This is a genomic window from Hominimerdicola alba (assembly GCF_900109655.1).
GTDB lineage: Bacteria > Bacillota > Clostridia > Oscillospirales > Ruminococcaceae > Hominimerdicola > Hominimerdicola alba_B.
In genome coordinates this window covers 355214-368921 of the sequence record NZ_FOAT01000002.1, presented here as the reverse complement: position 1 = coordinate 368921, position 13708 = coordinate 355214, and the positions used below count along the sequence as shown (strand labels likewise).

At 48.1% G+C, this 13708-nt stretch carries 11 protein-coding genes; 7 read left to right on the top strand and 4 right to left on the bottom strand.

The genetic code is table 11. From position 1 onward, the window contains the following. The first annotated feature begins 69 nt into the window (after positions 1 to 69). The 7 genes from hisA (at position 70) to BMY75_RS03855 (ending at position 8554) form a co-directional block, all read left to right on the top strand. Entirely contained in the window at positions 70 to 843 is a 774-nt protein-coding gene (gene hisA / locus BMY75_RS03885) for a phosphoribosylformimino-5-aminoimidazole carboxamide ribotide isomerase (protein ID WP_074829977.1), read from the top strand. Between the two features lie 47 nt (positions 844 to 890). Further along, entirely contained in the window at positions 891 to 1322 is a 432-nt protein-coding gene (locus BMY75_RS03880) for an acyl-CoA thioesterase (RefSeq protein ID WP_074829972.1), read from the top strand. Continuing rightward, positions 1319 to 2656, top strand: a complete 1338-nt coding sequence (locus BMY75_RS03875; protein ID WP_074829969.1) for a GH25 family lysozyme — start codon at positions 1319 to 1321, stop codon at positions 2654 to 2656. The genes BMY75_RS03880 and BMY75_RS03875 overlap by 4 nt, the downstream gene beginning before the upstream one ends. A 5-nt stretch (positions 2657 to 2661) precedes the next feature. Next, positions 2662 to 3633, top strand: a complete 972-nt coding sequence (locus tag BMY75_RS03870; protein ID WP_074829966.1) for a biotin--[acetyl-CoA-carboxylase] ligase — start codon at positions 2662 to 2664, stop codon at positions 3631 to 3633. A gap of 34 nt (positions 3634 to 3667) precedes the next feature. After that, positions 3668 to 4240, top strand: a complete 573-nt coding sequence (locus BMY75_RS03865; RefSeq protein ID WP_242940157.1) for a site-2 protease family protein — start codon at positions 3668 to 3670, stop codon at positions 4238 to 4240. A 2347-nt stretch (positions 4241 to 6587) separates the two neighbouring features. Further along, positions 6588 to 6920 (top strand): DUF1292 domain-containing protein, encoded by a 333-nt coding sequence (locus tag BMY75_RS03860; protein WP_074829960.1) that lies wholly within the window; start codon positions 6588 to 6590, stop codon positions 6918 to 6920. 530 nt (positions 6921 to 7450) lie between these two features. Further along, positions 7451 to 8554: a phosphonoacetaldehyde reductase gene (locus BMY75_RS03855; protein ID WP_074829956.1), complete on the top strand. Its 1104-nt coding sequence runs from the start codon at positions 7451 to 7453 to the stop codon at positions 8552 to 8554. Between the two features lie 78 nt (positions 8555 to 8632). On the opposite strand, the gene BMY75_RS03850 is transcribed toward BMY75_RS03855, so the two are convergent. From BMY75_RS03850 to BMY75_RS03835, 4 genes are all read right to left on the bottom strand, one after another. After that, a complete protein-coding gene (locus tag BMY75_RS03850; protein WP_074829953.1) occupies positions 8633 to 9694 on the bottom strand; it encodes an ABC transporter permease in 1062 nt (353 codons plus the stop codon). Between the two features lie 20 nt (positions 9695 to 9714). Next, positions 9715 to 10809 (bottom strand): ABC transporter permease, encoded by a 1095-nt coding sequence (locus BMY75_RS03845; RefSeq protein WP_074829950.1) that lies wholly within the window; start codon positions 10807 to 10809, stop codon positions 9715 to 9717. Then, positions 10796 to 12319, bottom strand: coding sequence for a sugar ABC transporter ATP-binding protein (locus BMY75_RS03840; RefSeq protein ID WP_074829947.1), 1524 nt, complete (start codon positions 12317 to 12319; stop codon positions 10796 to 10798). The genes BMY75_RS03845 and BMY75_RS03840 overlap by 14 nt, the downstream gene beginning before the upstream one ends. Positions 12320 to 12488: 169 nt before the next feature. Next, the gene (locus BMY75_RS03835) at positions 12489 to 13562 is read right to left on the bottom strand and encodes an ABC transporter substrate-binding protein (RefSeq protein ID WP_074829945.1); all 1074 of its coding nucleotides are present in this window, start codon (positions 13560 to 13562) and stop codon (positions 12489 to 12491) included. Positions 13563 to 13708 lie beyond the last annotated feature (146 nt).

The window sequence follows — 13708 nt, the reverse complement described above, 5'->3', positions numbered from 1 at the left end:
CAGATCCCTGTTTGCCTTATGAACACTCTTTATATATTGAATTTTTCTCGTTAACGGAGGTATGAGCGTATGCGATTCAGACCATGTATAGATATCCACAACGGCTGTGTAAAGCAGATAGTCGGCGGAAGCCTTGCGGACAAAGGCAACCATGCCCAGGATAATTTTGTATCCGAACAGGACGGCAGCTACTACGGCGAACTTTATAAAAGCCGCGGACTGACCGGGGGACATATCATAATCCTGAACCCCGCAGGAAGTGAGTTCTATGAAAAAGACTTGCAGCAGGCGTACTCCGCACTGAGTGCCTTTGAGGGCGGCTTGCAGATAGGCGGTGGTATCAATGACAAAAACGCCGCAGGATTTCTCGACAAGGGTGCCAGCCACGTTATCGTCACAAGCTTCGTTTTCAGGAACGGCGAGATAGACGAACACAATCTCACGCTGATGAAGAATGCCGTTGGCAAGAACAGGCTTGTCCTTGACCTTTCATGCAGAAAGCGGGGCGAGGATTACTACATCGTTACCGACAGATGGCAGAAGTTCACCGATACCAGACTCTGCCCCGAGACGATCGAACGTCTGCAAAACAGCTGTGATGAATTCCTTATACACGCAGTAGATGTTGAAGGCAAGGCAAAGGGCATAGAGGACGGCGTAGCGACCATGCTTGGCGATATCGAAGGTATGCCCGCCACCTATGCAGGAGGGATATCCTCCTTCGATGACCTTGAAAAGCTGAAGACACTCGGCAAAGGCAGGGTGGATTTCACCATAGGAAGCGCCCTTGATATCTTCGGAGGAAATATGCGTTTTGAAGAAGTATGCGGGTTTGACAAATAATGTAGGTCATATCCCGACCGTACATATGCGAAAGAAGGAACATAAAAATGAAAGAATACAGACCCTATCGCCGCAAGGCATATTACTATGAAACGGACAGAATGGACATCGTCCATCATTCCAACTACGTCCGCTGGCTGGAGGAAGCAAGGATAGACCTGATGGAACAGGCAGGCTGTCCCTTTGAATTCACCGAAAAGCAGGGCATAGTATCTCCTGTGCTCAGCGTTTCATGCGAGTATAAATACCCTGTCAGGTTCGGGGACGAGTTTGAAGTAAAGTGCAGACTGCTCAGCTTCAACGGATGCAGATTCAAGCTGGAATACGAAGTCAACAACCTGACAACAGGTCAGCTTTCACTCACCGCAGTTACCGAGCACTGTTTCACGGGTACAGACCTGCGACCTATACGTATGCAGAAGAAGTATCCCGAACTTTACGAGAACCTTTTGGAAGCACTGGAGGATAAGGGCGAATGAAGAAAGCTTTAGCCATAGCAGCAGCGGCACTTATGCTTGCAGGCTGCGGAGCGGATATCGAACCGAAAAAGGACGACACCTCTGCTGTTGTCACAGATAAGCAGACCACAGGGGACGAGGACAAGGCAGACAAGATAGTTGTGGAAGTTCAGGAAAAGCCTGCCGAGACCACAGCTCCCGAAAAGGACGAAAGCAAGCCCGAAACCAAGGCTCCCGCCAAGAAAAAAGCTGACCCCGACAAGATAAATGTGGGTTGCATGGATACGGTGGAAGTCTACCAGCGGATAAAGCTGAAAGACTTTGTTTTTGACAGCAACGCAAAGCTGAAAAACGGCGACGAGTACCTGAAGACCGACGAAACAGGCGAGCATGAAGTCACCCTGAGAATGGAGCTTGACGGCGGTGAAGCCGAAAAGAAAGTAAAGTATAACGTTGTGGATACCACTCCGCCCGTTATGCTTCTGGGTGATGATATATCCCTGAGTGTCGGTAACGATTTCAATATCGATGACTATGTGAGTTATGCCGACAACCTCGACCGCGCACCTGTGCTGACTGTCGAGGGCGATGTTGATACATCGGCTGAGGGCAGTTATCCTCTGACGCTGTATATCGATGATGCCAACGGCAACAGGCTCACAAGGTACATAAACGTGAATGTGGGCGTGCCTTCGTCTTCATCAGATGATGAGACCTACGACAACAGCACCATCGAATTCGGCGACTTTGTTGAGAATTACAGCGCAGACGGAAGAGAGTTCGGCATAGATGTATCCCGCTGGCAGGGGGATATCGACTTTGATGCCGTTGCCGAAGCGGGCTGTAAATTCGTTATAATCAGAATGGGCTACGGCAAATCAGGCGGAACCGACCTTGATGAATACTATTATAATAACATCGAGGGCGCGACCAAAGCAGGGCTGAAAGTCGGGGTATACTTCTACTCCACCGATACCACCATCGAGGGTGCGCGTGCCACCGCAAAGAAGATAGTCAAAACTCTTGACGGACACAAGCTGGACTTCCCCGTTGCTTTCGACTGGGAAGAATTTCAGAGTTTTCAGCGCTACGGCATGAGCATCCACGACCTTTCCGAGGTATACGAAGCCTTCGCAAGCGAACTTGAAAAGAACGGCTATGCAGCTATGCTTTACAGCAGTAAGAACTTCCTGGAACTTTTCTGGGAAAACAAGAACAACAGACCCGTATGGCTGGCACACTACGTTGAAGAGACTACCTACGAGGGCGACTGGTACATCTGGCAGCGCTGCGGTACCGGTCGTATCGACGGCATAAACGGCGCAGTTGACCTTAACGTACTTCAGGGAGAGTGATTGGCTTGGCTGTAAAAAACGAACTTATAAAACTCTTTGAACAGAACAGGGGCAGATACCTCTCGGGCGAAGAGATCGCCGAAAGTCTCGGCTGTACCCGCGGCGCAGTATGGAAAGCTGTTAAAAAGCTTCAAAGCGAGGGTTATGATATCTCCGCCGTGACTAACAGGGGCTACCGTCTTGACAGCGCTGATATGCTGTCCGCAGCGGGAGTAGAGAAATATCTTGGCGACAACAGCGGCATCAGCCTGACGGTCTATAAAGAGACGGATTCCACCAATACCCGACTTCGTGAACTTGCCGCAAATGGCGCTCCCGAGGGTACTGCGGTCATCGCAGGTATGCAGACAGGCGGTAAGGGCAGACTGGGCAGAAAATTCTTTTCGCCATCAAACACAGGACTGTACCTCAGCATATTGTTAAAACCCGAGATGACAGCCGCAGATGCTGTGCGCATAACCACCGCAGCAGCCGTGGCAGTTGCAGAAGCTGTTGAAAAGATAAGCGGCAAAAGATCCGATATCAAGTGGGTAAACGACGTGTACATGGACGGCAGAAAGATCTGCGGCATACTCACGGAAGCTTCATTCAACCTTGAAAACGGCGGGCTTGACTACGCAGTCTGCGGTATAGGTATAAACGTCTACGAACCCGAGGGCGGTTTCCCCGAGGATATCAAGGATATAGCAGGTGCCGTTTTGGATACTCCCGCTGAGGATATCCGCAACCGCATGGCGGCGATGGTGTTGGAAAACTTCATGGGATATTACCGCCATCTTTCCGAAAACAGCTTTTTGCAGGGATACCAGAGCAGACTGATGTGGCGCGGTGAGGATATCAATATCATACGCGGCAGTGAGATAACTCCCGCAAAGCTTATCGACGCCGACGAAAAATGCCGACTTATGGTGAGATATGAGGACGGCACCGAAGATACCGTATCCAGCGGCGAGATAAGTATCAGAAAAAGGAAATAATCAGCGCATCACCCGAATAGTATAATGATGGGTGATGAAAATGTTCCGTATCAGCGTTGGCGGCGTACAGTTGGGAATAAGCTTCAGCTTTCCCGCGGTGCTTGCACTGGTGCTGCTCACAGGCTGTGATGAAGGCAGTCTGCTGACAGCACTGATTTGCTGCTGCCTTCATGAATGCGGACATCTTTTTTTCATGCTTATATTCGGGCGCAGACCGGAAGCCATTACCCTTTACGGCGGCGGGATACGCATAACTCCGCAAAAAGGCAGGATAGACAGTTTCGGCAAAGATCTAACCGTACTGCTTGCGGGCTGCGGGGTGAATTTTCTGCTTGCGTTAGCAGGGCTTGTCACGCAGAGCATGAATTCCTTTGTGCAGATAAATCTTCTGCTGGGGGCGTTCAATCTTCTGCCTTTCAAGCATTTTGACGGTGGCAGAGCATTGGAACTTCTGACAGAGGGCAAAGGACTTCGGGCAGTGAGGTATACATTTATAATACTCACGGCGGCGCTGATAGTGGTCATGGCTGTGCGTGGGTTAGTGAGTGTGAGTTTGCTGATAACATTTGTGTTCGCAATCGCTGCTGAAGCAGCGGATGATGCGTAAGAAACTAAATCTCGCGTAAGCTGCCAAGGAAGAGAGCTTTGGCTCAAGCCTTTCGCGAAAGGCTTGCGGGAGCGCGAGGGCAGAGCCCTCGCATCAAGGCGCAAAACCAAAATGCAGAGCTGACTATAAGAGAACAGCGAACTTCCGACCTAAAGGGACGCGGCACGCGGTCGACGCAGTCACCGCTACAAAATTCAGAGCGTGGACAATCGACTGTCCACGCTCTTTCTATCTGCATAAAATTATTGCCGCACCTGAAATCAACAACGGTAGCTCGTTGATTTCTCGACCCGAGGAACGAGGGGCGAAACGTCCACCGCAGTACGTATGCTGATGAACGAAAATGTTCCACGTGGAACATTTGTTTGAGAACAATGCTGATACAAGCGCATCAAATCCCCGATCTACGATAAGTACAAGCATCAATATTTCATACATCAAAATATCAGCCCACGCAAATGCAGGAACAGCAAAGCCATTCCCGCGGCGGGCAAAAAAACAGGCTGCCGCATCGGATAGAACGGGCTTTTCACGGGATACATTCCACCCTGCACCGACACGGCGGTGAGCCGTTTTTATATATTATGCTCCCTCACATCATCAGGACACATTAAAAGAGAGCTGCCGTAAATCGACAGCTCTCATATTGATCCATATTAAGCCATTGGACTTTGATCCTTTCGTTTAATAAAATATATCAGTAAATCTGAAAATCCTTTGTCCGCACTGCAAGTAAACTCAAAACAAACGTGCAGACCTTTTATCAAATTTCCATCGGAACTAATTTCCTTTCGGTAAGAATAAATTTTTGTCGGGAAAAAACTTAACTTCTCATCGGATTTACTACCTTTCAATATATTTTATGTATTTCACTCCGCATCAGCGGAAAATTAAAATCAAGCCATTGGTTCAAAACCTTTCGTAGAAATTTAACGCACACGCGTTATAAATTCGGGACGTTCCGCTAAGCTTCGGAACTAAGCTGCATACACCTTCGGAATCACTCCTAACTTTCAGATATTCAGCAGTCTTGTGCGCATTTTCATAATGCACCACTCCCTATTATAAAAGTAAACGTGCTGCGGACCCACTGTCCGCCAAAGGTCGGATCATTAACCAACTATGCCATTGGTACCTTTCCTTTCAGAAAAATTTACGCTTATCGCGTCATTGTCGGGATGCTTCCTCTCGCTCGGAAGCTAAGCTGCAACACCCTTTGGACTCACTCCCATCTTTCAGATATTCAGCATTCTTGAGCGCATTTTCATAATGCACCACTCCCTATTATAAGATATGCGGCATTTTCAGCCGTACATTAAAGTCGAAATCAAAAACCAACTATGCCATTGGTACTGTTTCCTTTCAGTAGATTTGCGCCTACGCGCCAAATTCGGGATGTTCCTCTAGCTCAGGAACGAAGCTGCGTTGTACTTGGGACTCACTCCTTACTCTCAAATTCTCAGCAGTTTGCTCTGCATCTTCAAAATGCATCACTCCCAAACCTAATATTGTATTCGGCATCTCGCCGTAACAGTATCAAATCAACTTTATGCCATTGGAATTACGCCTTTCGGTTAAATTTGCGCTTCATGCGCCATCATCGGAGTGCTTCCTCTCGCTTGGAAGCTAAGCTGAATAGAACTGTGGACTCACTCCCTTCGTTCAGATATTCAGAAATATATCGTGCACTCTGCACCACTCCTGATCAATATCAACTTCCCCGTTCACGACGGAGATATTCAATTTTAAAGGTCTTGAGTATCCGCCTTGTATAAACGAATTGGTAATGCCTTCCGCCGACCCGCTTATCTCTTACTTAATAAAGTTTCACTGTCCGGAACTGTCAGCCCCTACGTCTGAGTCCTGTCCCCGGTAATTAAGAGATGCACGAGCCCTGAATACTCACAAGGCTTTCGCTTACATCCATCGGACTCGCTCCTTTCATATGATCTAAGATCTCACGGAGTCTGTACCACTTTGTAAGATGGACCCTCGTCCTGCACGAACTGCGGCACCTTTACTGTTACCCATGTTGATCTCAATTCTAAGGAACTATCAGCTTTATTATCAAGACCCGGCGATAACAACGTGCCCTCAGGCTCATCTCCGCCATCGCCTTATTGATTTTTATCTGCTTTCCTTTTCCTTGAATATACTATACCACATTTCTTGTTGGTTGTCAATAGTTTTTTTCAACATTTTTATAATTTTTATATTTAACATACAAAGAAAAGTGTTACAGAGCCTTCAGAAAAAACCGCTTGACTTATTTTGCCATTTGTAGTATAATATAACTGTTGCGGCGGTCAAAATATGCCGCATCTGGTCTTAAAGGAGGTCATTAGGTATGGACGAGCAGAAGAATGAATACACCCCCGATCTTTACGAGCTGATGGATGAGGACGGCAACAAGCAGACTTTTGAACTGCTGGACTGCATGGACTTTGAGGGCGAAAGATATTATGCGCTTACTCCTTTTTATGAGGAAGAAGATGCCGACAAGATACTTGACGAAGCTTCGCTGCTGGTGATACTGAAGGCGGAGTACGACAACGAGACCGGTGAAGAGATACTGGCTTCTATCGAGGACGAGGATCTGTTCGATCGTGTAGGCGCAGCTTTTGAAGAGCGTCTGGACGAGATGTTCGATTTCGAGGACGACGAAGAAGAGGGAGAATAATCCTCCCGCATTTGCCAATAATTTATAATGTACAATTTTTTAGACGGTATTTTGTCTAAATTACCGTTTGAAATTTACGATGGATTATGGTATAATGTAAACAGATCAAAGGAGCGGAAAACTCCTGTGAACAAGGTTTTTAGATTGCTACCTTGTTCGATCAAGCATAGCTTTTTAAATCCAACACTTATTAAAAGGGATTCGCACTCTTTCCGAAGATTGAAGACCTCCCGCCCGAACCGCATTTGCCGTTCGGCCTACGGACGAAGGGATCATGAGGCTGAAAGGTCGTTTTACCCACCCTGCACGTTGATGCGGGTTTACATTCTATGCGACGGCAAGGCGGCAATTTATCTTAAAAACAGAGCTGACAGGTTTCTGATCTGTCAGCTTTTCTTTTGATATAAAGACATTATTCCCAAATTATGCGACCGCATATTTTCGTATCAGCACCTACTGTGTCGTATGCGATGGCAGCGAGCGCATACCTGAAATAAAAGTCGTATAATATGGTATACGGAGGTAACATCATGCAGAGGATAGTTGACAACAGCACAGAAGCGCTTGACACCTATTTCAGAGATACAGGCGCTAAACGGATACTTCTTGTGGGTGGCAGATCAATGGATGGGCTTGCTGTCGGCAGATATTTTAATGAACTTCACAGGCGCACAGGTATAGAGGTCATCAGGTTCTCGGATTTCAAGCCTAACCCCGATTATACGTCTGTTCTGGCAGGAGTGAAACTCTACAAAGAAACGGGCTGTGATATGGTGGCGGCGGTTGGCGGCGGTTCAGCTATGGACACTGCGAAATGTATAAAAATGTATGTCACAATGGACGACAGCAACGATTATATCACGCAGAAGATAGTCCCCAACGACATTGAATTTTTCGCCGTGCCCACAACAGCAGGCACAGGCAGTGAAGCCACACGCTACGCCATAATCTACCACAATGGCAACAAAGTCTCGGTGACGGACAACAGCTGCATACCCACGGCAGTGATGTTCGATGCATCGGTTTTACGCACTCTCCCCGACTATCAGAAGAAAGCCACCATGCTGGACGCACTGTGTCACGCAGTTGAAAGCTACTGGTCGGTACACTCAACGCAGAAAAGTCAGGCATATGCGGCAGAAGCAATAAGGCTGATATTCTCGTCCATGGGCGGATATCTCGCCAACACCGATGCAGGCAACTCGGATATGCTGAAAGCTTCAAATATCGCAGGAAAAGCCATAAACATCACTGCCACCACGGCAGGTCACGCCATGTGCTACAAGCTGACCACGAAGTACGGTCTTGCCCACGGACACGCCGCCGCGCTGTGCGTAAAGGCGCTGTTCCCTTTCATGGCTGAAAATACCTCGCTTTGCAAAGATGACCGCGGTGAGGAGTATTTCAAAAATATGCTGAATGAACTGGCGCACATCATGGGCTGTGATACAGCATCAACCGCCGCTGAAAGCTTCGGTGCTCTGGTGGATAGCCTGGGACTTTCAGCACCAAAAGCCTCAGATGGCGACATCGGACTTCTGGCATCTTCGGTAAATGCCGAGCGCCTTAAAAACCACCCGGTACAGCTTGACGGTGATACCATCTGTGCTTTGTACAAACAGATAGTTTTGTGACGTATTTACAAAAATAAACAGGCGCGCCCCCGAAATGAACCGGGAACGCGCCTGTTTTTATACAGAAAGGAAATTGTATTATTGTTTTGCCGCTGCCGCGTTTGCTTTCTTGCGGCGGGCGATTATGATACTCTGGACTACAAGGAAGATGCAGAGCATACCTGCTACGGTTATGCCTGTCCACCATGCGTCATCGAGACCTGCAGATGATACTATGTTCTGTATAAGCGCCAGTGAAAGCACTCCGAACACTGTACCGATGATATTGCCGACGCCTCCCGTCAGCATGGTGCCGCCTATTATCGATGATGCTATCGCATTCATCTCGGCACCGCTCGCGTGCTGCGGCGAGCCGGAACCAACGTGCATAAAATACACGAAGCCACCTATGCCCGCCATCAGTCCGCAAATTAAATGAGAGAAGAATATTGTCCTTTTTACGTTTACGCCCAGCATCAGCGCACTTTGCCTGTTGCCGCCAACGGCGTAAAAATTCCTTCCGGGCTTTGCCCATTTCAGAAGTACAAACAGCAGTATCGCCAGGGCTATCGCCACTATAACACCTATCTCGATGTAAGCGGGGATATACTTGCCCCTTTTGTTGTACGTGCCCATGTATGGTATAAGTATCCTTGTGGCTTTAAGCTTTACAAAATCTTCATTAGCCACATTGAAAGGCTTGTTGTAAACGATGGTAGTCGCGCCTCGCGCGAAGAACATTCCCGCCAGCGTGACTATAAATGGCTGTATCTCCAGATACGCCACAAGGTAGCCCTGAACTAAACCGAATGCCAGACCTATGCCAACAGCCATCAGTACAGCCATCGGCAGACTTCCGCCCTTGTGGTCAAGATAGACCGCACAGCTCATGGATACCAGAGCCGTCACGCCGCCCACGGAGATATCTATACCGCCTGTTATCATAACAAGGCTCATTCCGCAGGCGAGTATTATCAGCGCCGCGTTAGCGTTTAATATATTAAAGAATGTCTGCGGTTTCAGAAAGCCCTTTTTCAGGAAGAGCACCGCAAATATGTACATCGCCACAAATACGCATATGGTTATCATGGTCAGCAGGTTGGTATCTGTCATTTTTGTGGGAGCTCTGAGTTCGCCGCTCCGTCTTTTTACTATTGACATAAAACTCTACCTCCTGTCCGTCAGGAATTCTGGGCTGCTGTCTTATCGGAACGCAGCTTCTTTATAAGTATTGAGAACTTCTCACGTACAGCGGGAGCACTCATGACTACGAGGATTATTACAACTACTGCCTTGTACGCTGGAAGTGCATCTGCCTTGACCTGGAATTTATAAAGTGTAGTTGTAAGGAACTGTATAACATATGCGCCGAGAACGGAGCTGCTCATGCTGAACTTACCGCCGCCCAGTGCGTTTCCGCCCAGTGCAACTGCAAGTATAGCGTCCATTTCAATATCCTTTGCGATCACCGAATAGTTTATGGTCGAAAGACGGCTGACCTTGATAAGCGCCGCGATAGCAACGCAAAGTCCCAGCAGGATATAAGTCAGCAGCTTTATTAGTTCGGGATTAAGACCGTTAAGTCTGGAAGTCTTCTCGTTTATACCTACCGACTGCACGTAAAGTCCCAGTGTGGTGAATCTCAGCAGAAGCCATGTAACCAGGAAGCACGCCAGTGCTATAAAGAAAGGTGTTGGTATCGGTATACCCGGGATATATGTGCCATAGTAGCTGAATGAGCGTTCGTTTACGTTAGGCAGCTGGTTATTGTTTATCCATGCCGCTATGGAACGTCCTGCGGTAAACAGTATCAGCGTTGCTATCATTGGCTGTATCTTGAAAAACGCCACAAGCGAACCGTTGAAAGCGCCGAACAGCATTGCCACAAGGCAGCTTACCAGAAATGCTACGATAACAGGAGCATGGAGAGTTTCGGGACTGGTCTCAGTTCCGCAGAGAACTCTCAGCAGTACCGAGCCCGCTATGGCGATGCCCGCGCCCACACTGATATCTTGTCCACCCGATGCCGCTGTTACAAGGGTCATTCCCAGTGCAAGTATGGCAAGCTCGGAGCCGCTGTCTATTATAGTTATAAGGTAGCCACTCAGGACGGGATTTCCGTCGCTGTTGTTACCCAGTGTGATCTTGAAAAATGACGGATCTGCGATGAGATTAAACAGCACAAGCAGCAGAAGCGCAGCTATGGGTATCATTATCTGATGCCTGAATAGACCTGCGATACCCGCCTTTTGGGGCTGTGCATTATTTTTCGCCATTTGTATCACCTCCCGCAATAGTCGCCATGATGGTATTCTGATTAAGCTGATCGCCTGTAAGCTCTCCAACGAGCTTCCTGTCTCTCATTACCAGCAGTCTCGAACAGGTACGCAGCATCTCGTCCGTCTCGGAAGATATGAACGTTACGCTCATACCCTCGGAAGCCAGTTTCAGCATCAGCTTCTGTATATCTACTTTTGTTCCGACATCTATACCTCTTGTAGGTTCATCGAGTATAAGGTACTTGGGCTCTGTCAGCAGCCATCTTGCAAGTATGACTTTTTGCTGATTACCGCCTGACAGGGACTTTATCGGTGTATTTACCGAGGCTGTCTTTATATCCAGCAGGTCGATATACTTGTTGGCATACTCCAGCGCCTTTGCCTTTGATATCGGTCTGAAAAAGCCTGTCTTTATCTGCAGGGCGAGTATGATATTATCCTTTACGGAAAGGTCGCCCACGATACCGTCACGCTTTCTGTCTTCGGGGAGGTATGCTATACCATATTTCATAGCCTGTCTCGGCTTGGTTATCTTTACAGGTTCGCCGTCGATCTTTACCGAACCGCCTGTGACCTTGTCAGCGCCGAATATAGTACGCACACATTCGCTTCTGCCCGAGCCCAGCAGACCAGTGAAACCGTTGATCTCGCCCTTGTGTATCTTGAAATCGAATGGGCTGATGCCCTCGGAAGAGCATAGACCCTCGCCCTCGTATACGGGCTTTTCGTCGTTCTTCTTGAATGTGGGGCTGTCGTTTTTGATATCAGCCATGTCATCAAGCTCTTTGCCAAGCATCTTTGATACCAGCTGAAGTCTCGGCAGTTTTTCGATCTCGTACTCGCCTACCAACTTGCCGTCACGCAGTACGGTTATCTTGTCACAGACTTCATACACCTGATCCAGGAAGTGAGTTACGAAGATTATACCTACGCCTCTTTCCTTGAGCTTGCGCATCAGCACAAACAGCTTGGCTACCTCGGATTCGTCCAGTGACGATGTAGGCTCATCAAGGATAAGCACCTGACATTCCATATCAACCGCCCTAGCGATAGCCACCATCTGCTGAACAGCGATAGAACAGCTTGCCAGCTGTTGTGAACCTCTTACATTTATGCCCAGCTCTTTCAAAAGCTCATCGGCTCTCTTGTTCATATTGCGCCAGTTCACACCGATGCCCTTGCCTCTTGCAAGGAAGATGTTCTCGGCAACAGACAGATTCGGGCAAAGGGATATTTCCTGATAAACAGTGCTTATGCCCAGCGCCTGTGCCTGTTTCGGCGAATTTATATGCACGGCGTTCTCACGTCCCCTGACGAATATCTCTCCGCCGTCCTTTACGTGTACGCCTGTCAGCACTTTTATCAGCGTGGATTTACCCGCGCCGTTCTCACCCATAAGTGCGTGTATCTCCCCCTCTTTAAGAGTAAAGTCAACATTCTGCAGAGCCTTTACTCCGGGGAAAGTCTTGTAGATACCCCGCATTTCAAGCAGTGAATCCTTTTGCATTTGCAGTCCTCCCGCTCGTGATCTCAAAATAAGTGCGGGGACATAATTGACCTCGCCTATGCCGCACCGCACTTACTTCTTTATCTGAAATTTATCATAGCCTTTGATTATAGTCCCGACGTCTGCCGAACATTGCCGGCAGACACCGGAAAAACAGTGTGACCTGTTATCAGATACCGTAGTTATCTACATCTTCCTGCGTGATGGTAGTTGCATCGAAGCCCTTCTCATCCATGATTATAGTCTTTTCAGAGAGAGTTTCGTCATTTTCAAGTTTGTCGATTATATCCTTGATGTAAGAGGACTGGAAAGGATTGCACTGTCCGTCATAGTTCCAGTTGCCGTCCAGCAGTTCTTTAAGTGCCCACTGGTTGCAGTCGAAGCCCATAACGATAACGTCCTTGCCTACGCCGTGGGATATATTAGCCTTATCAAGTGCTGCAACAGCGCCCTTAGCCATATCATCGTTCTCAGCATAGATTACATTGAAATCCTTGCCCGAGTCGATAACGGACTGAACTATCTGCTGTGCCTTTTCAGCGTTCCACTCAGCGGTCTGTTCTTCAACTATCTCCCAGCCGTCGGAAGCTGCTGTATCTGTCAGTGCCTGAGATCTGCCCTTCTGTGCAGCAGAACCCATAACGCCCTGAAGGTGTATTATCTTATAATCGGAAAGTCCCTGACCCTTCAGCCAGTCAACTGCGGTCTGACCTTCCTTAGCCATATCGGAAACGATGGAAGCTTCATACAGGCTCTCATCAGCATCGATGGTTCTGTCGAAGAGTATTACTCTTACGCCTGCGTCCTGAGCGTCCTGCAGAACTGTATCCCAGCCTGCGGTATCAGCTGCGGACAGAAGCAGATAGTCAACTTCGTCCTGAATGAACTTCTGAGCGGCTGTTATCTGCTCATCGTTCTTGAGGCTGTAATAGAAATCAGCCTTGAATCCGTTCTCCTCACAGAATGTAGCCTTGAGGTCCTTGTCGTTAGCGGTACGGTAGCCAGACTCGTTGGGGTCATTATTGATTATACCAACAGTGATCAGTTCGCCGTCATCAGCTGCTCCTGTATCTCCGCCCTCATCTTCGCCGCCGTCGTTATCAGCTCCGCCGTTATCTTTGGTGCCGGATTTGGCAGACTTTCCGCCGTTATCAGAGCCGCCTTCTGTATCTCCGCAGCCTGCGAACATTGCAGCGCACATCACCATACTTATTGCCATTGCCAAAATCTTCTTGACTTTCATCCTGATTTCCTCCTTAGATATTCATATCATGTGTTATCCTCCAAAGGTGTACTTTCGCCTTACACCTTTCGTGTTCTTAACTTGTACTTACATTATAATCAAATTGTGCATACATTTATACCAAAATATTTACTCAATTTGTTTAA